Origin of the sequence: Nocardia abscessus NBRC 100374, from assembly GCF_000308455.1 — a bacterium.
In the GTDB taxonomy this organism is placed as follows: Bacteria; Actinomycetota; Actinomycetes; order Mycobacteriales; family Mycobacteriaceae; genus Nocardia; species Nocardia abscessus.
The window spans coordinates 85449-106861 of record NZ_BAFP01000123.1 but is presented as its reverse complement, the minus strand read 5'-3'; the positions used below and the strand labels follow the sequence as shown (position 1 = coordinate 106861).

The following is a 21413-nucleotide window of genomic DNA, read 5'->3' as shown; positions in this document are numbered from 1 at the left end:
TCGGGAGGAGCACCCGGATCAAGCGTTGCCAGTCGGAGCAGACGAGCCCCCTCTGAACGGGAGGGGCTCGTCTGCTCGGATTCGAACTGCAATGATGTCCGCTATGAGCGCTCCCGACGAGCAACAGGTACTGCGTGTGACGGCCGAGCAGTTCGCCGAAGGGGCGACTGCCGAGCTCGGTGACATCGAGATCGTCGACGGGCGTGTGGTGCGACTGATGGCCCAGAGCCCCGTGCACAGCCGTGTGGTGCGGCGGCTGGCCGGGATGCTGGAGTCGGCCCGGCGCGACGGCGGGCCGTGTATGGTCGTGGACTCCGACGTTGCCGCACGATTCGCTGACGCGGAATCCACAGCCGCCGATCGGCGGTTGAACATCCGCTATCCCGACATCTGGATCCGGGACTGTGAACCTTACGACGTGAACACGGTGCGTGAGCACATACTGCTGGTGGTCGAGGTCACTTCCGAATCAACCATCGACGCCGATATAAGCGACAAGCGAATTCAATACGCAGCCGCCGGTATCCCCCGGTATCTGATCGTCCGGCTCGATCAGAAGGAAGAGCGCATCGAAGAAATCGAGGAATACCGTCTCGACTGGTCCGGTCGCCGCTACCTTGCCCACACGGTTCACCGACGTGTTCTGCTCCTCGACGACCCGGTCGAGGCGACCATTCCATTCAACGTACTCGAACAACCCTGACCAACCCGCCGCAAAGCGCGAAGTAGCCGCGAGTGGCACATGGCTGCGGCAAAGTGCCAGAAGGCCTCTCCACCATGTGCCACTCGCGGGACGGTTCAGAGTGGGACGGCGTGGTCCTCGGCGAAGACCTTGCGGCAGACGGGGGCGCAGAAGGCGTAGTGGGTGCCGTTGTGGGTGAGGGTGAAGCGGGCGGTCGACAGGTCTACGGTCATGCCGCAGACGGGGTCGATGGCGTGGCCTTCGGGAGCGTCGGTGTGGGGGGCGGAGGCTCGGTAGTCCTCGGTCATCAGTTTGGTGATCTCGGTGGCGGTGAGGGTGTGACCGAAGGCGCCGAGGTTGTTCTCGCGCAGGCCGATGATCTGGACCACGCAGTGCGGGTCTCGGGTCAGGCGGTCCGGGTCGGGCTCGGTGCCCGCGATGGCTTCGGTGATCAGGGGGATGACGTGGCCGCCGAATTCGGTGTTGTTGGCCCATGATCCGGGGACGGTGAGCCGAGCCAAGTAGCGCGGCGCGGCGTCCAGGGCCGGTCCGCCGGTCGCCCACACCTCGGCGTCGCGCACCAGGACGTGGGTCAGTTCGCGGGCTTTGGACATTACCGAGTCCGGAGCGCTGGGCTCGGTGGTCAGGACGCGCAGGATACGTTCGGCCAGGGCGCGTTTGCGGTCGGTGGTCAGAGCGGGGTCGGAGACGAACAGTTCGACGGTCATCATGGGCGGGCCTCTTTCGCGGGAAGCAGGGTGGTCAGCACGACGAGGAGGAATGCCACCAGCGCGCATGCGGTGCGCGCGAAGTGGAATGCCTCCCAGCGGCTGAGGATTTCGGCGTAGTCGGCCGGTGGGCCGCTGACCGCCCACACCTTGATCTTCTGGTTGATCGGGACGTTGCCCAGGCGGGTGATGAGGAACGCCGCGACAGCGAGAATGCCCGCGCCACCTGCGAGCAGGCGTGGCCGGCCGGTGGAACGGATGGCGAGCACCGCCGTGCTGAGGATGGTCAGGCCCATCAGCGATTGCATGACCAGGCCGTTCACGCTCATCAGTGCTGTGTGGAAGGTGAAGCGCACGTCCAGCGGGACTTTACGGAACGCGTAGAGGACGTTGACCGCTCCATAGCCGAACGCACCGGCGAGCAGCCCACCGAAAACCAACGCGAATGCCCGTGCCGGGAAGAATCTTTCGGCAAGCCTCACGCGCGACGCTCCGCCGGGACGAGCGCGAGCAGTTCGTCGACCGACCACTGGTCGTAGACATGCGTGCCGTGCTTCGCGGCGAGCACGCGTCCGTCGGGGGAGATCAGGAAGTCGGCGGGCAGCCCGAGACTGCCGCCCTCGGGCTTGATGGGCGGAGCGGCTTGCCTGCGGCGCAGGGTGGCGTACGCGGCGTGGGCTACGCCGCGCAGGATGGCGGGCCAGCCGCGCGGGTCGAGCAGCGCGCGGGGCGAGGTCTCGACGCCGTATTCGCGATACAGCTTGCGGTCCGGGTCGGCGATCACCTCCAGCGGTAGTTCGGCGGTGTACTTGCGCAATTCCTCCGCGCTGGAGTGGAAGACGACCACTTCGCGGATGCCCGCGGCGGCGATCTCGTCGTGCCGGGCGACGATCGAACGCAGGTGCAGGTTGCACACCGGGCATCCGGCGAAGCGCCGGAACTGAAGGTGGATCAGGTGGTCCGGGTCCGGTATCCGGACTCGCGCACCGGAGATGGCGAGCAGGGTGCGACCGGAGACTGCGGTCGTCAGCGACATGGTGGGCTCCTTCATCGTAGGTGTACTTCGTACGCCTACGACCAGTATGCGCGTGGCTTGTACGCTGTCAATCCGTGCCCCGTCCCCGTTCGCTGACCACCGCCGATCTCGCCGCGGCGGCCCTCGCCGTACTGGACCGCGACGGCTTGTCCGCGCTCACGATGCGTGCGGTGGCGAAGGAACTCGGCATGGCCACCATGGCCCTGTACCGCTACGTGCGCGACCGCGATGCGCTCGAGGTGCTGGTGGCAGACCATGTGTTCGCTTCGATCGACACGTCGCTCCCCGCCGGAGGCGACTGGAAAACGCGGGTCACGGCGCTGCTCGAGCACATCCGTGACGGGTTCTCGGCCCATCCGGCCGCCGTGCCGCTCGTGCTGCGGCATCGGCAGTCGTCGGTGGAGTCGCTGCGCGTGATGGAAGCGATGCTCGCCGTGCTCACCGAGGGCGGATTCACCGGACGCGCCCGCGTCATCGCCCAGCGCACGCTGATCGCCTTCCTGGTCGGCTACCTCCAGAACAAGCACTACGCGCCGTTGCCGGGGCGGGGGACGATCGCGATGGCCGAACTCCCCGCCGCGGACTACCCGCATCTGGCGCAGACCGCGGGGCAGGCCAAGGGCATGTCGGCCGAGGACGAATTCCGAGGTGGTGTCGAGATCGTGCTGCGCGGTCTCGAGCCCTAGGAGTCGACCGGGTTGCGCAATGCCGCCGCCTCGTGTGCGTTTTTCAGTCGAAAAGCGCCGCGACGTCGACGCTTTCGGCCATGGCGCGGGCGCCGGCGTCGTTGAGGTGCATGCCGTCGCCGCTGTCGAATTCGGGGCGGATGAAGTCCGGCCGCTCCGGATCCTCGACCGCACGCGCCACGTCGAACACCGAGTCGAAGGCGTCGCAGCCGCGCAGCCATTCGTTCACGCGCCGACGAGTCGCCAGTGTCTCGGCGACGTGCAGATCTTCGTAGACGGCGCCGCCGTAGGGGCCGATCGTGGCGGCGTGGATGGTGAGTCCCGCCGCGTGCGCTCGCCGCGCGAGGGTGGTGAAACCCGCGATCAGTTCGTCCGCGGTCGCGGGCGGCTGGCCGGCCATGCCGCCCAGGATGAGGTCGTTGATGCCGAAGTTGATCAGGACGCCGGTCACGCCGGGCACGCCGAGCACGTCGCGGTCGAAGCGCGCCAGGCCCGGTTCTCCGACCATGTCGGTCAGCAGCCGATTCCCCGCGATGCCCTGGTTGACCACCCAGCCGCGGTCCAGGCGCGCGTTGAGCACGTCCACCGACCTGCGGTTGGCGCCGAGCGTGGTGCCGACGCCTTCGAACCAGGAATCGCCGAACGCCACGGCCACCGGCGTTTCCGCGGGCGCGAGCACGTCGACGCCGACGACGAAGAACCGCGCGGGCACCTCCTCGACGGCGGTGAGCGCGGCCTGGGCCGTGACGTCGCCGTCGGCGATGTAGGCGGTTTCGCCGGGCTGGTGTGCGAACGTCGCCGGCCCGGTGGGGCCGGGCAGATAGAGGCTCAGCGCCAGATCCGCGCCCGCCGAGACGGCCAATTCGACCGGGTCGCTGAGAACTTCGCCGCCCGCCGGGACGACGACCTGCTCGCCGCCGTCGAACCGCAGCGCGGCGTCGGTCTCGGCGACGATCTCGTTGCCGGTCTTGCGCAGGGCGATCCGCGCCGCGCCGACCGCCAGTGGCGTCTTCCCGTAGCGGTTGGTCAGCCCCACCCGCAGTTGCGCGCCGCCGCCCGCCAGGTGCAGCACTTGGCGCACCGTCTGGTCGGTGAACGCGCGCGAGTCCGCGAATTTGATCTGCTCATCCGGACGGATCACCCCGGTGCGGAAGCCGGCGATCCAGGCGGTCTGAGACATGGGAACCTCCATTAGTTGACGCGAGGAATAATGCGTATGCATATTTCTACGGCTAGTTGTTCCGCGTGTCAACTATTGGGCAGCTTTCGGGTAGGTTGCCCGCATGGACGTGACCGAGCTGTTCGACGACCCGCGTCTGACCACGATGGGCCTGCTGTTCGAGGCGTACGGCGGCGTGGTCGCGAAGCTGGAGCCGGTATGGCAGGCCCACGGTCTGTCCGGCTTGGATCTGAACGCCCTGATGCGGCTGAGTCGTTCGTCCGGGCGCCGGTTGCGCATGTCGGAGCTGGCGGTGCAGACCGCGCTGTCCACCAGCGGCGTTACCCGGCTGGTCGATCGGCTGGCCCGTGCCGGACTGGTGGAACGCGAGCTGGACACGGCGGATCGGCGCAGCGCCTACGCGGTGTTGACCGAGGTTGGCGCGGCGCGGCTCGCGCAGGTGCTGCCGGACTATCTCGCCGCCGTCGACCGCTGGTTCGTCGGGTTGCTGACTCCGGCGCAGCTCGCCGCGTTGTCCGAGGCGCTGCGAATCGTCCGGGACACGGCCAACCCCGAGGCCACCTTCCGGATGGACTGAGCGTCAGTCCGCGTTCGCGGCGAGCGCCCGCTCCAGCCCGTCCAGGATCAGCTCGAGGCCGAAAGCGAAATCGGCGATGCCCGAGTGCTTTCCGTCGATCACCAGCCGGGCGAGCGCGTGCATGTGTGGATACTCGTCGGCCGGGATGAGCGGCAGGAACTGCTGTGCGGCGGAAGCGTATTCGGACGGCTCGAGCGGAAAGCTCAACTCCTGCAACGTGAAGCCGTAGAGATGGCTGTCCAGCGCGTTCCACGCGCGGTCCGCCTGGGGCAGGGAGAAGCCCGCCGCGCGCAGGCAGCCCACGGTGGCGTCGATGTAGCGCAGCATGGCGGGGCCCACGTTGATCCTGGTGCCGATCAGCCCGGTCGCCCACGGATGACGCAGCAGGACCTCGTGGGCGCACACCGACCGGGCGCGCAGGGCGGCCCGCCAATCCCCGCCGACGGCGGGCGGCGTCATCTCGGCGACCACCAGATCGGCGATGCCGTCGAGCAGGTCGTCCTTGTTCCGCACGTGGTTGTACAGCGACATCGCCTCGACGCCGAGCGCCTGCGCGAGGCGCCGCATGGACAGCGCGGGCAAGCCCTGCTCGTCGGCGAGCCGGACGGCGGCGTGCAGCACCGCGTCCCTGGTGAGCGGCGCACGGTTCTCGGGCACGGTTTCCCCTCTTGACGCACTTACAGCGTAAGCGTACCGTCGGCGGTGTCGCACTTACACTGTAAGTACCCGGTGAAGACGAGGAATGTCATGTCCGACGGCCAGCAGTCCACCCTCGAGCGCGCGACGATGAGCGCGATCGTCGCGCCGCGATACGGTTCCAGCGAAGTCCTCCGAACGGAGACGGTGCCGCGCCCCGTCGCAGGCGCCGGTGCGGTACTGGTTCGCATGCGGGCGGCGGCGGTGTGCCGCGGCGACGTGCACCTGCTCACCGGTAAGCCCTACGCGATCCGGCTCGGTTTCGGGCTGCGGCGGCCGAAGGACCCGATCATCGGGCACGATCTGGCCGGTGAAGTGGTCGAGGTCGGTGCGGGAATTGTCGAATTCGACTGCGGAGACATGGTCTTCGGCGCTGTCGACGCGGGGGCTTTCGCCGAGTACGTGTGTGTCCCGGTCGAGCGGCTCGCGCGCGTCCCCGATGGCCTGACCGTGGCGGAGGCCGCGGCCCTGCCGGATTCCGGAATGACCGCGCTGCAGGGCTTGCGCGATGTCGGCGGTCTGCGCGCCGGGCAGAAAGTGCTCGTCAACGGCGCGTCGGGCGGCGTGGGAACGAGTGCGGTGCAGATCGCCAAGGCGCTCGGTGCGGAGGTGACGGCCGTGTGCAGCACACGTCACGTCGAGACGCTGCGCTCGCTGGGCGCGGACCGGGTGATCGACTACACCACAGCGGATTTCACGCGCGGCGCCGATCGGTATGACGTCCTGCTGGATCTGGTGGGCAACCGGTCGCTGACCGCCTGCCGCCGGGTGCTCGCGCCGAAGGGCGTCTTCGTCTCCTCGGCGGGTGCGCCCGGCGGGAACTGGCTCGGACCGGTGCTGTGGGTGGGCAAGGTGGTGCTGACCGGCCTGGTGGTCAGCCAGACGATGCGCCCCCTGCTGATGCGCCCGCGCCGGGCGGACCTCGAGTTCCTCGCCGGGCTGGCCGCGGAAGGCAAGCTGCGCCCGATGATCGAGCGGCGCTGTCCGCTCACCGCGGCCGCCGCGGCGGTGGGCCATGTCGCCGAGGGACACGCCAAGGGCAAGACGGTGATCGTCGTCTGAACCGGTCGGCCGGTCATCCGGCCCGGAGGGCGCCCGCGCGCTCCGCGAGGTAATAGGCCCAGGTCAGCTTGCCCACCTCGGCGCCGTCGGTCGCCAGGGTCTCGCCCGCGCGGTAGACCCGGCCCGCCTTGCCCGGCACCCGCCGTCAGTCGACCGCCGCGCCGAGGCGCGCGGCGAGTTCACGGATGTGGGTGACGAGTTCCGGCGGTTCGTGCACCCGGAACGGGAAGCCGAAGGTGGCGAGATAGATCGCCAGTTCGTCCAGCGAGTCGGAGCCGGTTCGCAGTACGCAGTTCTCGTCGTCCGACGCCTCGATCACCCCGACGGTCGGTGCGATGCGCTCGGCGGCCACCTCGGCGGGGACACCCAGGGTGACGCGGGCTTCGTAGCGGTACGGCGCGGTGGTCACGCCGCGGGAGAGGTACCCGGACAGGTCGGCGTCGGGCGCCTCGCGCGGGGTGAAGCGGGGGCCGGTCGGGATGCGCGGGTGCAGGCGGTCGACGCGGTAGGTGCGCCAGTCCGCGCGATCGACGTCCCAGCCGATCAGGTACCACCGCCTGCCCGTGTGCGCCAGGCGATGTGGCTCGGTGGTGCGCAGCGACGTGGTGCCGTCGTGCGCGCGATAGTCGAACCGCAGGCGATGGCAGTCGCGGATGGCGGCCGCGACGGCGGTGAGCACGTCCGGTTCGACCGTCGGGCCGCCCGCGGGCACCGTGACCGTGGCCGCTTGGAGCATGCCGAGGCGGTGGCGCAGCCGCGAAGGCAGTACCTGCTCGAGTTTGGTGAGAGCGCGCAGCGAACTGTCCTCGATGCCCGCGATGGTGCCGCCCGCCGCGGTGCGCAAGCCGAGCGCCACCGCCACCGCCTCGTCGTCGTCCAACAGCAACGGCGGCAGATTCGCTCCCGCGCCGAGCCGGTACCCCGCGACGCCGGGCGTCGCGTCCACCGGATAGCCCAGCGTGCGCAGCTTGTCGATGTCCCGGCGGACGGTGCGCACGTCCACCTCTAGTCGCTCGGCGAGTTCGGCTCCGGTCCAGTCGCGGGGCGTCTGCAGCAGCGACAACAGGCGCAACAGGCGCGCCGAGGTTTCCAGCATGGGAAAAGTCTGCCCCGAACCTAGGGCGGAAGTTGTCCTAGATGCGTCATACCGTCTGTTTCATGAGCAACGAGATCAGCCCCTTCCGCATCGACATCCCGCAGCGGCAGCTCGACGACCTGCGCTCCCGGCTCGACGCCGCCCGCTGGCCCGCCCCGCTCCCCGGCGACGGCTGGGACACCGGCGTACCGACCGCTTGGCTGCGCGAGCTGGTCGGCTACTGGCGCACCGGATACGACTGGCGCGCGGCCGAAGCGCAGCTGAACGGTCACCCGCAGTACACGACGGTGATCGACGCGCAGACCATCCACTTCCTGCACGTCCGCTCGCCCGAGGCGGACGCCCTGCCACTGCTGCTGACGCACGGCTGGCCGGGCTCGGTGGCCGAATTCCTCGACGTCATCGGGCCTTTGACCGACCCGGGGAAGCACGGCGGCGACCCTGCCGACGCCTTCCACCTGGTCATTCCCTCGCTGCCGGGATTCGGGTTCTCCGGGCCGGTCGCCGAGGCGGGCTGGACCATCGAGCGGATCGCCGCAGCTTGGGCCGAACTCATGGACCGGCTGGGCTACCAGCGCTACGGCGTGCAGGGCGGCGACATCGGAGCGGCCGTGAGCCCGCAGGTCGGCCGGACGGCGCCCGGCCGGGTCGTCGGCGTGCACACCAACGGCGGACCTGGTCCGTTTCCGCCGCTGCCGCTCGGGGAGGAAGAACTGGCGAGCCTGACCGAGCTGGAACGCGATCGCATCCGGCGGATCGAGGCGTTCATGCACGAGGAGTTCGGCTACATCGCCATTCAGTCCACCCGCCCGCAGGCCCTGGCCTACGGACTGGTCGACTCGCCGGTGGGGCAACTGGCCTGGATCATGGACAAGTTCCGGGAGTGGACTCATCCGCGCGGTGTCGAGCCGGACAAGATCCTCGACCGGGATCGGCTGCTGACCAACGCGATGCTCTACTGGCTCACCGGAACCGCGGGCTCTGCGGCCTATGTCGGCTATGCCCAGAACGCCGCGTGGGGCGAGCCGAAGCAGAACTCCGGCGTGCCCACGGCCGCCCTGGTCTTCGCGCACGACATCGGCGTCCGCCGCTACGCGGAGACCGAGAACACCATCACCCGCTGGAACGATGTCGACCGCGGTGGCCATTTCGCCGCCATGGAGGAACCCGAGCTGCTCACCGCCGACATTCGCGAGTTCTTCCGCGACCTGCGCTGAACCATCGGCCCGCAGCGCGCTGGATATGCTCAGCCGAGGCCGAGCAGACGGCGGGTGGATCTCGACTACGCCACCGGCCGGGCGGCCGACGCGCGCGGATCCGCCGCGCTCAGTGTGCAGGCGTTTGCTCGCGGCCGCCTTGCCGAGCCGTGAGTTCGCCCGCCGATCGCCAGGAATTGCGTTCGGCGGTGAAGGCTTGCGCCTGCTTCGCCCGGAAGGCCGCGATGGACTCGGCGTTCTCGGTGAGAAACGTCCGATAGTCCGTCAGGCGGAATTCGCCGTCGTCGGTGCGCACCTCGACGTTGCCCGCGGCGAAGTCGGCGCGCATATCGAGGAGTTCCTCCGCCTCGACGGGATACCAGCGAATCCGGTCGAAATAACGAAGTAGCCAGGGGGTTTCGGCTCCCGAGACGCCACGGTCGGCGCCCGGGGGAACCGTGGGCGCCGCACCGGCGCCGTGATTCCATACCTGCGTGGTGCGCCCGACGAATTGGTAGCCGCCCGGCCCCTCCATGCCGTAGACGCACAGGTAGGCGCCGCCGATGCCGACCGCGTTCTCCGGCGTCCAGGTGCGGGCGGGGTTGTACTTCGTGGTGACCAGCCGGTGCCGGGGATCGGTGGGGGTGGCGACCGGCGCGCCGAGGTACACGTCGCCGAGGCCGATTACCAGGTATTCGGCGCCGAACACGGTGTCGTAGACGTCGGATACGGCCGCCAAGCCGTTCACGCGGCGGATGAATTCGATGTTCCACGGGCACCAGGGTGCGTCGGCCCGCACGCCGCGCATGTAGCGGGTGATCGCCTCGCGGGTGGACGGGTCGTCCCAGCACAGCGGCAGATGAACGACCCGGCTGGGCACGACGAGCCGATCGGAGGCGGGCAGCTGCGCTTCGGCCTCGGCGAGCAGATCGAGCAGTGCGGGCACCGGCAGCACGTGCGGATCGACCCGGATCTGCAACGAGCGGATGCCGGGGGTCAGTTCGGTCACGCCACGCGTTCCGGCGGCGAGCAGATGTTGGTGCAGGGCGTGCACCCGGGCGCGCAGGCCGAGATCCAGTGTCATAGCTCCGTATTCGACGAGCACGCCGTCGTCGCCGGCGCGGCGGTAGGTCACCGCGGTCTCGTCGTCGACCTCGGCGCGGCGCAGCACGCCGTCGTCACCGTCGCCGCCCGCCGACAGCACGGTGGGCCATGCGGCGCGGCGCGCGGCCCCGAGTTCGCGGATCGAGGCGGCGCGGTCACTGCGGACCAGCACGAAGCGCACCCGGTCGCCGGGCGACAACTGCCCCAGCTTCCAGCGGTCGGCCGCCACGACGGTGACCGGGCAGACGAAACCGCCGAGGCTCGGCCCGTCGGGCCCCAGCAGGATGGGGGTGTCGCCCGTGAAGTCCAGCGCGCCGACCGAATACGGGGTGTCGTGGATATTGGACGGGTGCAGGCCCGCCTCGCCGCCGTCGGCGCGGGCCCATTCCGGCTTCGGCCCGATCAGCCGGACGCCGGTGCGGTCGGAGTTGAAGTGCACCTCGTAGTCGGTGCCGACCACGGTGTCGAAGTCGGCGCGGGTGAAGAACTCCGGCGCGCCGTGCGGGCCCTCGGTGACCGCGAGTTCCCAGTGCCGGGTGAGCACCGGTTGCTCGTCCATCGGCACGGCTGTCGCGACCCTGCCCCGGTGTGCGCCCAGCGAAAGCGCGTCACCGCCGCGCACCGCGCCTCCGGTGCCGCCGCCGAAGCGGCCGAGGGTGAAGGTGGCCGCGCTGCCGAGGTATTCGGGCACGTCGATGCCGCCCGCGATCAGCACGTAGCAGCGCATGCCCGGTCCGCGCACCGCGCCGATGTCGAGCACGCCGCCCGCGGGCACCGGGACCGTGCGCCACTGGGGCACCCGGACGCCGTCCACCATGACGTCCGCCGGGGCGCCGGTGACGCAGACCCAGGTCGGCGCGGTGAACCGGAGCGCGGGGCCGCCGAGGGTGCATTCCAGCCCGGCGGCGCCGTCGGCGTTGCCGAGCGCGCGATTCCCCAGCCGGAACGACAGATCGTCCATCGGCCCCGACGGCGGGACGCCGACGTGCCAATACCCGACCCGGCCCGGCCAGTCCTGCACGGTGGTGAGCATGCCGGGGCGGATCACCTCCACCCGGCCGGGAAGGGCGGTTTCGGTCTGCGCCGTCCCGGCCACTGGTAGTTCGGCGATCGTCATCGCGACACCACCATGCGTACCGGAGTCGGGTCGAAGCCGTTGCAGGGATTGTTGATCTGCGGGCAGTTGGAGACCAGCACCAGCGTGTCGATCTCGGCGCGCAGCGTGACCCGCTTGCCCGGTGCGGACAATCCGTCCACGATGCCCAGCGTGCCGTCCGCCTCGACCGGAACGTTCATGAACCAGTTGATGTTCGATACCAGGTCGCGTTTGCCCAGGCCCCAGCGCAGGGCTTCGGTCAAGAAGTTCTCCACGCAGGCGTGCTGGTGGCGGGTGTGGTGGCCGTAGCGCAGCGTGTTGGACTCCTGGGAGCAGGCGCCCGCGATGGTGTCGTGATTGCCCACCTCGTCGGCCACGACGGTCATCAGGGTGGCGCCCGCGTCGGTGCGCAGTTCGCTGCCGGTGGTGAGGAAGATATTGCGCTGGGCGGCGACCGTGGCCTGCGCGCTGTAGCGGTCGGAGTGGTCGGCCGCCGAGTACAGCAGGCAGTCCACCGCCTGGTTGCCGTGCAGATCGATGATCTCCAGGTGCTCGCCCGCACGGACCACGGCCGACCACGGCGCGCGGGCGGGGACGGTCTCGTCGAGCACGATGGTGCGGGCCGAAGTCATGCGGTTGCCTCCATGGTCAGCGCGGCCGTCCAGGCTTGTTCGGTGTTCTGCACGGCCCGTTGGTATTCCGGGTCCCGGTCGGCGGGTACGGCGAGGTCTTCCGGTGCGGCCCACGCGACGAGATCGAGGTCGGTCGCGGGCCGGTCGTCCAGCGGATGGGCGGCGTTGGCAATCAGCACGGTGACCGGCAGGTGCACGAGCAGATCGACCGACGAGCCGGGAGCGGCGCTGCCGGTGGCGGTGAGCGCTCCGTCCCGCTGCACCCGCACGCCGCGGAAAAACGAGACCGTCGGCCCGATGTCCGCGGGGCGCAGCCCCTGCTTGGCGCCCGCCAGCAGCAGCAGGTCGCGCGCCTGGGCGGTCGGTCCGCAGAGCGTGTCGTGGTGGCCGGAGGTGTCGGCGAGCACGGTCGCCAGGACGCGACCCTGGTCCGACAGCAGCGGGTGACCGCTGCCCAGGTACGCCTGCCACGGCACTTTGATCGTGTCGGCGACGTTCAGGCGCTCCCACGGCGCCTCCGTGCGCGTCAGCAGCAGGTGCGCGCAGGCCGCGCCGTCCGGATCGCGCAGGCGGATCCGGGTGCCGCGGCCGAGCGCGAGGTTCGCGTATCCGCCTGCCGGAATCCGCTGGGCGAAGGTGATCTTCGAGGCCGGGACCTCGGCGGGCGGCGCGGGCTCCGAGATGGTCGCGGCCGCGGCCTGCGCTCGTGCGTGCGCTCGCGCGCCGGAGGTGTCCGCAGTGCTTGTCACGGTGATTCCTTTCGTGCTGGTGTCCTGGGCATGCGGCCGGGTGCGGCGGCGCCGGGTAGTGCGCCGCCGCACCGGGTCGATCAGGCCGGTTGCGGTGCGGGCTCGCCGCTCGCGACGTTTCGTGACCAACCGACAACGAAGCGATGCACCACCACGCCGACGGCCAGCACCAGCAGCACGAAAAGCAGTGCGGCCCAGCGCATCCACCACCCGCCGCCGTCCGGCGCGTAGACCTCCGCCCGCGGCCAGGCCAGGTTCATCACCATCGTTATCCCCCAGACCACGGCGAGCGCGTTGACCGGAATGCCGAACCGGCCCAGGCTGAACAGCCGCGCGTCGGTGCCCGCGTCCGGCAGACCGGTGAATCTGCGGACCAGCAGCGGCACCGTCACCAGCAGGTAGGCCAGATACAGCGTGACGATGCAGACGCTGGCCAGCGTCGCGAAGATCGCGGCGTTGCCGAGATTGAGCACCAGCAGGCCGATGCCAAGCGCACCGATCACGACGGCGGGCAGCACGGGCGTGCCGTAGCGCGGGTGCACGGCGGCGAGCCTGCCCGCGAACGGCAGCTTCCCGTCCCGCGCCATGGAGAACATCAACCGCGAGCCCGCGGTCTGGATCGCCAGGGTGCACACCGTGATCGCGACCGCGACGCAGCCGAGCAGCACCTTGCCCGCCGGGCTGTCCAGCTTCGCGGTGAGCACGTAGGCCAGTCCGTCGGAGGCCAGCGCACCGTCGGACAGGCTCGGCGCGGCCATCAGCGCGCCCAGCAGCATGAGCCCACCGCCCAGCGCCGAGACCGCCAACGCGGTGAGGATGGTGCGCGGCGCCACGCGGCGCGGGTTCTTGGTCTCCTCGGAAAGCTCGCCCGCGGAATCGAATCCGACCATGACGTAAGCCGCCATCAGCCCGGACACCAGGAACGCGGCCCAGTAGGGACCCGGCGCGGCCTGCTCGGTGTGCAGCACCACACCGGGCCCGCGCTCGGTGCCGGTGAAGAACAGCGCGATGATCGCGAGGACGCCGACGATCTCGACGGTGACGCCGATCGAATTGATCCGCGCCATCAGATCGATGCCGATCACGTTGATCAGCGTGGTGACCGCGAGCAGGATGCTGCCGAGCAGCACGGCGTTGGTCGCGCCGGACGGCGAGCTGAGCGCGGTGTCCGTGCCGACGAGCTGGAACCCGCTCCAGATCGAGGGCAGCACCACCTGGAGGGCGATCGCCGCCGCGGCGGCCGTGACGATCTGCGCGATGATCATCATCCAGCCGGCGAACCAGCCGACGAGTTCGCCGCCGAGCCGTCGCGACCACTGGTAGATGCAGCCCGAGATCGGGTAGCGGGCGGCGAGTTCGGCGAAGTTCAGCGCGACGAGGAACTGCCCGGCGAAGACGATCGGCCAGGTCCAGAAGAAGGCGGCTCCGCCGAACGAGTAGCCGAAGCCGAAGAACTGGAAGATCGTGGTGAGGATGGAGACGAACGAGAAGCCGGCCGCGAATGAGGCGTAGCGTCCGAGCTTGCGGTGCAGGACGGGCTGGTAGCCGAACCGGGCGAGGTCGGCGCCGTCGCCGCTGAGGTCGGAGGGCGGGGGTGGGGCGAGCGTGGTTGCCATGGGCGGTCCTTCGGCGTGCGACCAATAACTATCAGACGACAGTTTTGCGTCTACGATCGCGCTTCCGGTGACCTGGATGTATCACTTCCGCTACCTCCGGTAACTTCTGTGTTGCCGTTATTTCTATCAAGTGACAGGAAATGCACGCAGGCCGTTCACACACGGCGCGGACGGCCACCGCACCGCAGCGCCCGCCCGCCCACCTGCCAGAATGGGGCAGTGGCGAACCTCGGTCCCGGACGGCCGCGCGTCGAACAGCGACGCCGACGCGGATCGACGCCGCGCGCCGAGATCCTGGACGCCGCAGGCGAACTGTTCACCACCAACGGTTACGCCAACACCTCCACCCGTGCGATCGCCGACGCCGTCGGGATACGGCAGGCTTCGCTGTACCACCATTTCGCGGCCAAGGACGACATCCTGGACGCGTTGCTCGCCGAAACCGTCGCCGCCCCGATCGAACTGGCCGAGCGACTGCGCGCGGCGTCCGACCCGGCGCCGGTCCGGTTGTACGCGCTGGTCGTGTTCGACGTGCGGCAACTGTGCGCCTCGCGCTGGAACCTGGGTGCGCTGTATCTGCTGCCGGAGCTGCGCACCGAGCGGTTCGCCGCCTTCCGCCTGCGCCGCGACGAATTGCGCGGGCAATACGAGACTCTGGCCGCGCAGGTGCTCGCCGAGGGTGGCGCGGCGAGCGTGCCCGGCACGGAGCTGCTGCCGTTCCGCTTGGTGGAGACCGTGATCAGCATCCGCTCCGACGAGGGCGCCGCGCCCAGGTACGCGGAGCGGACCATCCCGGGGGCGGTGCTGCGGGCCCTCGGCTGGACCGGCGATCTCGACGCGATTCGGGCCGAGGCGGTCGTGCTGCTGGACCGGCTGGCCGCGCCCGTGGTCTGAGCGTCAGGACTTGCCGGTGCCCCGCACCCAGTCCAGCCCCCAGGCGTACGCCTTGTCCACCTCGGTCACGCCCCAGCGCGGACGGTTCGGCGGCGGCGGGACGAAGCGTCCTTCCCGGCGCACCACCAGACCCGCGCCGGTGTTCTCGATGAGCACCAGCACCACATCCCTGGAGCCGTCCGTGCAACCGTCCACGGTCAGCTCGATCGGCGGCGCGCCCGCCGGGTACAGCGCGGCGGTCGCCCGGACGCCGCGGAAGTCGGCCGCGCCGTCGTAAAGGGTGGCGAAGACCAGGATTCGGCGGAACTCGGCGGCGTGGCCGAGGTCGATCTCCAGGTTCTCCCCGGCGGCGCCGGTCCCGGAGCGGTCGTCCGCGTCCAGCCGGATGAACGGCGGCCGCTCCAGTGCACCGAAGTCGCCGACCGGACGGATATCGCCCTTGCGGCCGTCGGCCAGTTCCCAGAAGCAGCACAGGTCCAGATCCAGCGCGGAGCCTTCGCTCGCCGGAGAAGTCCAACTCAGGTTGACCCGCATGATGCCGGAGGTCGCGCCCAGCGCGGTCAGCGACACCGAGGGGAAGTCCTCCGTCAGCGAGAGCTTGCCGGAAGGCTGTCCCGCTGACGCCGCCCACCCGGGAGCGTTGCGTCCCTGCGGCACCGACTGTCCCGCCGCCGGCATGTACTGGCCAGGCAGGTGGTAGCCCGGGGGCGAGGTGTGGTGTCCGGGGACCGGGTACTGGCCGGGTGGCACGTAATCGCTGGGCGCGCTTTGACCGTAGGGCGCATACGAGCCCGGCGGTAGCGGCTGCCCCGGTACCGCAAAGCCGCTCGGCGGTCCTGGAACTCGGCCGGGAGACGCGGATGGGCTGGACGGCGGTGCGTACCCGCCTGGCGGGCCGTACTGACCAGGCGGTGGTACGGCTTGTGCCTGCCATGTCGTCGCGCCGGACGAGTCGGGCTGATGCGGCATAGCGGGCTGGCTCGGCGGGGCGGGCGGTGGTGTGTGATCGCCCGCCGGGGCGATCTGGCTGGGGCCTCGGCCGGTCGTCGGGCCGGACCGGTCGGGTTCGGCCATCGGTTGCGGCGCGGTGGACCGATCGGAACCGGGACCGGGCGCAGAATCCGATCGCGGTAACGGGCCCTGGTGCGGTTCGGTGGAGCCGGTCCCGAGAGCGGGCGCCACCAGCCGACTCGGCTCCGGCGGTACCGCCCCGGTCGGCGGTGGTGGCGGCGTGAATTCTTGCGGCGGCGCGGGCGGTGGTGGCGGTGGCGCGTATTCGTGAGGAGGGGCGGGCGCGTCGTCCACGGCGATGCCGTAGTCGGTGGCCAGGGCGGCCAGACCCGAGGTGTACCCCTGGCCCACCGCGCGGAACTTCCAACCGCCGTCGCGCCGGTACAGTTCGCCGAGCACCACCGCGGTCTCGCTGGTCGCGCCGATGCCGTCGAAGCGGGCGAGCTGCGCTCCGGTGCCCGCGTCCACGACGCGCACGAACAGTCCGTCCAGCAGCCCGACCGCGCCGCCCTCGGTGGACGCGGCGATCACGATGCCGTCGATCTGCGACTCGACCTGCGCCAAGTCCGCGGACAGCATGTCCAGCACGATCGATCCCGGCCGCTTGCCTTCGTGCCGGACCGCGCCGGAGGGGTGGGCGGGCTGGTTGTAGAAGACGAAATCGCGGTCGGAGCGCACCTTTCCGGACACCACGAGCAGTGCGGAGGCGTCGGTGTCCGGCGCACTCGCCCCGGCGCGCCAGCCCACTTCGATCCGGACGGCGGAACTCGGCACCGGCACGTTGGCGCCCTTCGGCATGGACACGTCTGTCAACGTAACCGAAACCGGTGTACGGCGTCTCGCATCCGCGCGCTCTGCCGAACGCCGTCGCGGTCTCAGTGCGTCGGCGGCGCGATCTGCCAGTGTTCCTGCAGCGCCCCCGCGATCTGCGGGAGCACGGTCACCGGAATCCGCTTGTGCCGCAGAATCGCCCGGATCTCCGTCACCTGGTCGCGTTTGCGCAGGTCGTAAGCGCCCGCCACCGGGCGGACCACCGGCGGGATGGACAGCAGGACCAATTCGCCGTGCGGTTCGTCGCCACCGGACAGATCCAGCGCCAGCGACCAGCGGGCGCGCTCGTCGAGCGTGAACCGTCCGGCCACCACCCGTTCCCACGGGATGCTGGAGACCGTCCACGGCGTGCGCCGGTAGATGGCGTGGTCGGTGAGCACGATGGCGTCTCTGGTGAACAGTGCGGCCAGCACCGCGATTCCGACGACGGCCCCGGCCAGCAGGCCGGTGAACACCCGGTTCACCCCGAACGCGACGACGAACGAGCCACAGATCGTGACGGTCGCCAAGACGCCGAACACGCTGTAGAGCGTGGCGCGCTGGGTCGGGACCACACCTGCCCGCACCGTTGTCATCTCACCTACCTGCCTCGGGCGCATTTCCGGCTCAGGCTACCGCGTCGCGCACCGGCGCACACCTGGCGGTTTTCCCAGATGTGGCCGATGCGTCGGCGGTGCTCAGACGTTCAGCGGGACCGCGGCCTCGGCGGTGTACACCAGGAACGTCAGGCTCTGCTGGAAGTACAGCTGGACCGACGTGCTGTCGTGCGACAGGTAGCCGATGGACAGGTCCTGGCCGATACGCAGATCGAAATCGCCGCCGCGGGTGGTGAGCACGATCGCGCCGTCGATGGCGGGCGCCCAGATGATCTCGCCTTCCGGGATCAGGCGCTCGATGTGCGTGCGGATCATGTGGCCGTGGTCAGAGGTCTCGCTCACCGCCGTGAACAGTTCGGCGCTGAGCAGCACCGAGTACGGCCCGTCGACACCGGCCAGCCGCAGCGCGCTGAGCGCCTGCGCGATCGCCTCGGGTACCAGCCGGGTGTCGCCGGGCAGCGTGATCGGCTCGTTGGACGAACTGGCGCGGATGCCGGTGATGTGCGCGGCCGGGTACCCCTCGAAGATCGCGCGGTCCTCGGCGAACGCGATCTTCTTGGCGGCGTCCTTCACCGGGTCCAGGTCGGCGTCCTGGGCGCCGCGCTCCACATTGTCGAGTTCCTCGCGGGAGAGCGTGAACGGCACACGCAGTTCGACCAGCGGCGCGACCACCCTTTGGCGGGCGAACACCCCGGCGTCGGGCGAGTCGATCGCCGTGGTGTGCCCCGTGCCCACGGCGGAGTAATCGATGCCGTGCGGGCCGGACAGGTCGACGACGCGCCGGCCTGCGATGTGCCGCTTGAAGGTGCGCGTCGCCTCCTCCTCGATGGCCGCCCACGCCTCGGCGGTGATCGGCGCCAGTTCGCGATGGAGGTTGTTCATAACCGGGTGCTCCTTTTCAACGAGCCGATAGCGAGGGCACCGTCGCCCGCGGGCGCGGCTGTTGCGGGCAGATCCGCGGGACCGGCGCCGTCGGTGTCCACGGACACCGCGGGTTCCGCCGTTTCCGACGGCGCAGGCGGCAGATCGTCGAGGAAATCGACGGTGGGTGCGAAGAACGAGGTGCCGGTGAGGGCGACGGAGAAATCCAGGATGCGGTCGTAGGCGGCCTCGTCGGTGCCGAGGAACATGCGGGTGAGCATGCGTTCGGTGACGCTCGGCGTGGCCGCGTAGGCGATGTAGTAGGTGCCGAACACGCCGTCGCGCACGCTGCCGAAGGGCATGTTGCCGCGCAGGATCTGGTGTTCCGTGCCGTCCGGATCGATCAGCGTGTTGACCTCGACGTGCGAGTCGGCGGGCTTGATCTCGTCGGGAAGTTCGAAATCGTCCAGCTTGGTGCGGCCGATCACCCGCTCCTGCTCCTCGACCGACAGCGCCCGCCAGTCGGTCAGCGGATGGGTGTACTTCTGCACGATGACGTAACTGCCACCGGTGAACTGCGGGTCTTCCTCGCCCACCAGCGCGGCCGCGGCGGCCGCGCGGCCCTCCGGGTTCTCGGTGCCGTCCACGAAGCCGAGCAGGTCGCGCTGCTCGAAGTAGCGGAAGCCGACGGTCTCGTCCACGATCGTTGCCGCGCCCGCGAGCCGGTCGGCGATGGCCATGGCCAGTTCGAAACAGGCGTCCTGCACCTCGGACTTGAGGTGGAACAGTAGGTCGCCCGGTGTCGCGGGCGCGGTGTGGCGTGCGCCCACGTAACCCGGGAACGGATGCAGCTCAGCGGGTTTCGGCCCGGCGAAGAGGCGGTCCCATGCGTCGGAGCCGATCGACGTGACGCAGGTCAGGTTCGCTCCCGGCAGGCGAAAGCCCACCGAACGGCGCAGGCCGGTGATGTCGGCGAGCAGGTCGCGGACCGCTGCCTCGCCACCCTCGTCGATCGTAGCGACCAAGAAGATCGCCGACGGCGTGAGCGGTTCGAGGATCGGCTGCGGCTCACCCATGATCGACACCATAACGCCCGGCCGGTCCGGCCGCGGCGCGGACCCGCGCCGTGGCGACTACATCGCCACGGTCAGCAGGAACGCGACGTCGTCGATCGCCTTGACGCTGTGGCGTGCCTTGGGCACCACGATCAGGTCGCCCGCGGAGCCCTTCCACTCGTTGGCGCCGCTGATCAGGATCAGGGTGCCGCTGAGCACCAGCAAGGTCGCCTCGCCCGCGTTGTCGTGCTCGGCCAGGCTCTGCCCCGCCGTCAGGCCGACCACCGTCTGCCGCAGCGTGTGCGCATGGCCGCCATAGATTGTCTGTGAACTGCGTCCGCTCGTGGCGACGGCTGCCAGCTTCAGCTGCTGGCGCGCTACCGCAGTCAGCGATTTCTTTTCCATGGGCCGCCTTTCGCAGATCACCACAGCCGATGCCGGGCTGGTGGCAACGGCTCGAGGCGCGCGACCGGAGACAGGTCCGATCGCCGCATAACGAGGAGTATGCCCGACTCGGCCGCCGCGCGGGCCGGGTTTCACCTGCCCCGCCGCTGGGGGCGGCGTTCACAGGGTGCACGCGGCGTGGCGTAGATCGGTGCACGAGTCAGGCGGTGTGCTCGCGGACATAGTGCCGGATGCGGAACCGCAGACCGGTGGCCGAGGTCCGCCAGGGCTCCGGGTCGTCCGGTCGCCACTGCGGCCCGATCGGCGGCGCGAAGGCGTCGCCCTCGACCGCGGCGTCGATCTCGGTGACGCGCAGGTCGGTCGCGAATTCCAGCGCGGCGCGGTAGATCTCGCCGCCACCGGCGACCCAGACGGTGTGCGGGGCACACCGGGCCAGCGCCTCGGACACCGACGCCGCACGCTCGGCGCCTTCGGCCGACCAGTCGGGCTGCCTGGTCACCACGATATTGCGCCGCCCGGCCAGCGGCCGGAACCGCGGCGGCAGCGAATCCCAGGTCTTGCGGCCCATCACCACGCTGTGACCCCAGGTGACGTCCTTGAACTGCGCCATGTCCTCGGGCAACCGCCACGGGATGGTGTTGCGCAACCCGATCACCCCGTCCAGGGTCTGCGCCCAGATCAATCCGATCGTGCGGCTCTCGCTCACACCGCCACCGGAGCTTTGATGGCCGGGTGATGCCGGTAGTCGACCACTTCCACGTCTTCGTAGCGGTAGTCGAACAGCGTCGGCGCGGGACGCAGCCGCAACGTGGGGAACGGGTAGGGGTCGCGGCTCAGCTGCTCGGCGACCTGGTCGAGATGGTTGTCGTAGACGTGGCAGTCGCCCCCGGTCCAGATGAAGTCGCCCGGCGTCAGCTCGGCCTGCTGGGCGACCATGTGGGTCAGCAGCGCGTAGCTGGCGATATTGAACGGCACGCCCAGGAACAGGTCGGCGCTGCGCTGGTAGAGCTGGCAGGACAGCTTGCCGTCGGCGACGTAGAACTGGAAGAACGCGTGGCAGGGCGCCAGCGCCATCTTGTCCAGGTCGGCCACGTTCCACGCGGAGACGATGATGCGCCGGGAGTCGGGGTCGGTGCGCAGGGTCTGCAGCACCTGGGAGATCTGGTCGATGTGGGTACCGTCCGGCGTCGGCCAGGACCGCCACTGCACGCCGTAGACCGGCCCGAGTTCGCCGTTCGCGTCGGCCCATTCGTCCCAGATGGACACGCCGTGGTCGCGCAGCCAGCCGATGTTGGAGTCGCCGCGCAGGAACCACAGCAACTCGTAGACGATCGACTTCAGGTGGACTTTCTTCGTGGTGATCAGCGGAAACCCAGCCGAGAGGTCGTAGCGCAACTGGTGACCGAAGATGCTGCGGGTTCCCGTCCCGGTGCGATCGGCTTTCTCCGTGCCGGAAGCCAGTACCAGCCGCAGCAGGTCTTCGTACTGGGTGTCTGGGGCGAGAGCCGGATCGAGCGCGTCATGAGCCACGCCTCGCCACTCTAGTCTTCGCCCTCGGCGGGCTCGGCGAGCCGGATCGGCCGCGTCCCCGCGCCGCCCGGCCCCTGTGGTCCACCGCCCACCT

General features: G+C 70.0%; 24 protein-coding genes. 6 read left to right on the top strand and 18 right to left on the bottom strand.

Annotation, left to right across the window (positions count from 1 at the left end):
• The first annotated feature begins 103 nt into the window (after nt 1-103).
• A complete protein-coding gene (locus ON19_RS25790; protein ID WP_043698131.1) occupies nt 104-703 on the top strand; it encodes a Uma2 family endonuclease in 600 nt (199 codons plus the stop codon).
• A 95-nt stretch (nt 704-798) separates the two neighbouring features.
• On the opposite strand, the gene ON19_RS25785 is transcribed toward ON19_RS25790, so the two are convergent.
• From ON19_RS25785 to ON19_RS25775, 3 genes are read right to left on the bottom strand one after another with little or no spacing between them, the layout of a single operon-like run.
• A complete protein-coding gene (locus tag ON19_RS25785; RefSeq protein ID WP_043698129.1) occupies nt 799-1413 on the bottom strand; it encodes a YHS domain-containing protein in 615 nt (204 codons plus the stop codon).
• Nucleotides 1410-1892, bottom strand: coding sequence for an anthrone oxygenase family protein (locus ON19_RS25780; protein ID WP_043698125.1), 483 nt, complete (start codon nt 1890-1892; stop codon nt 1410-1412). The genes ON19_RS25785 and ON19_RS25780 overlap by 4 nt, the downstream gene beginning before the upstream one ends.
• Nucleotides 1889-2446: a peroxiredoxin-like family protein gene (locus ON19_RS25775; protein WP_043698308.1), complete on the bottom strand. Its 558-nt coding sequence runs from the start codon at nt 2444-2446 to the stop codon at nt 1889-1891. The genes ON19_RS25780 and ON19_RS25775 overlap by 4 nt, the downstream gene beginning before the upstream one ends.
• A gap of 74 nt (nt 2447-2520) precedes the next feature.
• Between ON19_RS25775 and ON19_RS25770 the strand changes: the two genes are divergently transcribed.
• Nucleotides 2521-3132 (top strand): TetR/AcrR family transcriptional regulator, encoded by a 612-nt coding sequence (locus ON19_RS25770; protein WP_043698122.1) that lies wholly within the window; start codon nt 2521-2523, stop codon nt 3130-3132.
• Between the two features lie 43 nt (nt 3133-3175).
• Here the strand turns inward: ON19_RS25770 and ON19_RS25765 are convergent, their stop codons facing one another.
• Nucleotides 3176-4312 carry a GDSL-type esterase/lipase family protein gene (locus ON19_RS25765; protein ID WP_043698305.1) on the bottom strand — a complete coding sequence of 379 codons (1137 nt, stop codon included), beginning with the start codon at nt 4310-4312 and terminating at the stop codon, nt 3176-3178.
• Between the two features lie 103 nt (nt 4313-4415).
• Here ON19_RS25765 and ON19_RS25760 point away from each other — a divergent pair, with 103 nt between their 5' ends.
• On the top strand, nt 4416-4889 hold the full coding sequence (locus ON19_RS25760) for a MarR family winged helix-turn-helix transcriptional regulator (protein WP_043698119.1): 474 nt from the start codon (nt 4416-4418) through the stop codon (nt 4887-4889).
• Nucleotides 4890-4892: 3 nt separating this feature from the next.
• On the opposite strand, the gene ON19_RS25755 is transcribed toward ON19_RS25760, so the two are convergent.
• Nucleotides 4893-5546, bottom strand: a complete 654-nt coding sequence (locus tag ON19_RS25755; RefSeq protein WP_083899632.1) for a TetR/AcrR family transcriptional regulator C-terminal domain-containing protein — start codon at nt 5544-5546, stop codon at nt 4893-4895.
• 90 nt (nt 5547-5636) lie between these two features.
• Between ON19_RS25755 and ON19_RS25750 the strand changes: the two genes are divergently transcribed.
• Nucleotides 5637-6647, top strand: coding sequence for an NAD(P)-dependent alcohol dehydrogenase (locus ON19_RS25750; protein WP_086006714.1), 1011 nt, complete (start codon nt 5637-5639; stop codon nt 6645-6647).
• Between the two features lie 13 nt (nt 6648-6660).
• Here ON19_RS25750 and ON19_RS43995 read toward each other — a convergent pair whose 3' ends face one another.
• On the bottom strand, nt 6661-6786 hold the full coding sequence (locus tag ON19_RS43995) for a hypothetical protein (protein ID WP_255218410.1): 126 nt from the start codon (nt 6784-6786) through the stop codon (nt 6661-6663).
• A gap of 6 nt (nt 6787-6792) precedes the next feature.
• A complete protein-coding gene (locus ON19_RS25745; protein ID WP_043698116.1) occupies nt 6793-7743 on the bottom strand; it encodes a helix-turn-helix transcriptional regulator in 951 nt (316 codons plus the stop codon).
• A 62-nt stretch (nt 7744-7805) separates the two neighbouring features.
• Here ON19_RS25745 and ON19_RS25740 point away from each other — a divergent pair, with 62 nt between their 5' ends.
• On the top strand, nt 7806-8960 hold the full coding sequence (locus tag ON19_RS25740) for an epoxide hydrolase family protein (protein ID WP_043698113.1): 1155 nt from the start codon (nt 7806-7808) through the stop codon (nt 8958-8960).
• A 109-nt stretch (nt 8961-9069) separates the two neighbouring features.
• Here the strand turns inward: ON19_RS25740 and ON19_RS25735 are convergent, their stop codons facing one another.
• The 4 genes from ON19_RS25735 to ON19_RS25720 form a co-directional block, all read right to left on the bottom strand.
• Nucleotides 9070-11076 (bottom strand): 5-oxoprolinase/urea amidolyase family protein, encoded by a 2007-nt coding sequence (locus tag ON19_RS25735; protein WP_043698298.1) that lies wholly within the window; start codon nt 11074-11076, stop codon nt 9070-9072.
• Nucleotides 11077-11156: 80 nt separating this feature from the next.
• The gene (locus ON19_RS25730; RefSeq protein ID WP_043698110.1) at nt 11157-11771 is read right to left on the bottom strand and encodes an urea amidolyase associated protein UAAP2; all 615 of its coding nucleotides are present in this window, start codon (nt 11769-11771) and stop codon (nt 11157-11159) included.
• Nucleotides 11768-12520: a DUF1989 domain-containing protein gene (locus tag ON19_RS25725; RefSeq protein WP_043698295.1), complete on the bottom strand. Its 753-nt coding sequence runs from the start codon at nt 12518-12520 to the stop codon at nt 11768-11770. The genes ON19_RS25730 and ON19_RS25725 overlap by 4 nt, the downstream gene beginning before the upstream one ends.
• An 80-nt stretch (nt 12521-12600) precedes the next feature.
• Nucleotides 12601-14136 carry an amino acid permease gene (locus ON19_RS25720; RefSeq protein WP_043698107.1) on the bottom strand — a complete coding sequence of 512 codons (1536 nt, stop codon included), beginning with the start codon at nt 14134-14136 and terminating at the stop codon, nt 12601-12603.
• A gap of 219 nt (nt 14137-14355) precedes the next feature.
• On the opposite strand from ON19_RS25720, the gene ON19_RS25715 reads away from it, so the two are divergent.
• Entirely contained in the window at nt 14356-15030 is a 675-nt protein-coding gene (locus ON19_RS25715; protein WP_043698104.1) for a TetR/AcrR family transcriptional regulator, read from the top strand.
• Between the two features lie 3 nt (nt 15031-15033).
• Here the strand turns inward: ON19_RS25715 and ON19_RS43990 are convergent, their stop codons facing one another.
• From ON19_RS43990 to ON19_RS25680, 7 genes are all read right to left on the bottom strand, one after another.
• Nucleotides 15034-16839: a TerD family protein gene (locus tag ON19_RS43990; RefSeq protein WP_051169301.1), complete on the bottom strand. Its 1806-nt coding sequence runs from the start codon at nt 16837-16839 to the stop codon at nt 15034-15036.
• Nucleotides 16840-16916: 77 nt separating this feature from the next.
• Nucleotides 16917-17447 carry a hypothetical protein gene (locus ON19_RS25705; protein WP_043698101.1) on the bottom strand — a complete coding sequence of 177 codons (531 nt, stop codon included), beginning with the start codon at nt 17445-17447 and terminating at the stop codon, nt 16917-16919.
• Nucleotides 17448-17549: 102 nt separating this feature from the next.
• Nucleotides 17550-18350: a family 1 encapsulin nanocompartment shell protein gene (locus ON19_RS25700; protein ID WP_043698098.1), complete on the bottom strand. Its 801-nt coding sequence runs from the start codon at nt 18348-18350 to the stop codon at nt 17550-17552.
• Nucleotides 18347-19405: a Dyp-type peroxidase gene (locus ON19_RS25695; protein ID WP_043698288.1), complete on the bottom strand. Its 1059-nt coding sequence runs from the start codon at nt 19403-19405 to the stop codon at nt 18347-18349. The genes ON19_RS25700 and ON19_RS25695 overlap by 4 nt, the downstream gene beginning before the upstream one ends.
• 57 nt (nt 19406-19462) lie before the next feature.
• A complete protein-coding gene (locus tag ON19_RS25690; protein WP_043698095.1) occupies nt 19463-19789 on the bottom strand; it encodes a cupin domain-containing protein in 327 nt (108 codons plus the stop codon).
• 199 nt (nt 19790-19988) lie between these two features.
• Complete coding sequence (locus tag ON19_RS25685; protein WP_083899630.1) at nt 19989-20495, bottom strand: dihydrofolate reductase; 507 nt, start codon at nt 20493-20495, stop codon at nt 19989-19991.
• Nucleotides 20492-21319 carry a thymidylate synthase gene (locus ON19_RS25680; RefSeq protein WP_051169300.1) on the bottom strand — a complete coding sequence of 276 codons (828 nt, stop codon included), beginning with the start codon at nt 21317-21319 and terminating at the stop codon, nt 20492-20494. Before ON19_RS25680 ends, ON19_RS25685 begins: the two co-directional genes overlap by 4 nt.
• Nucleotides 21320-21413 lie beyond the last annotated feature (94 nt).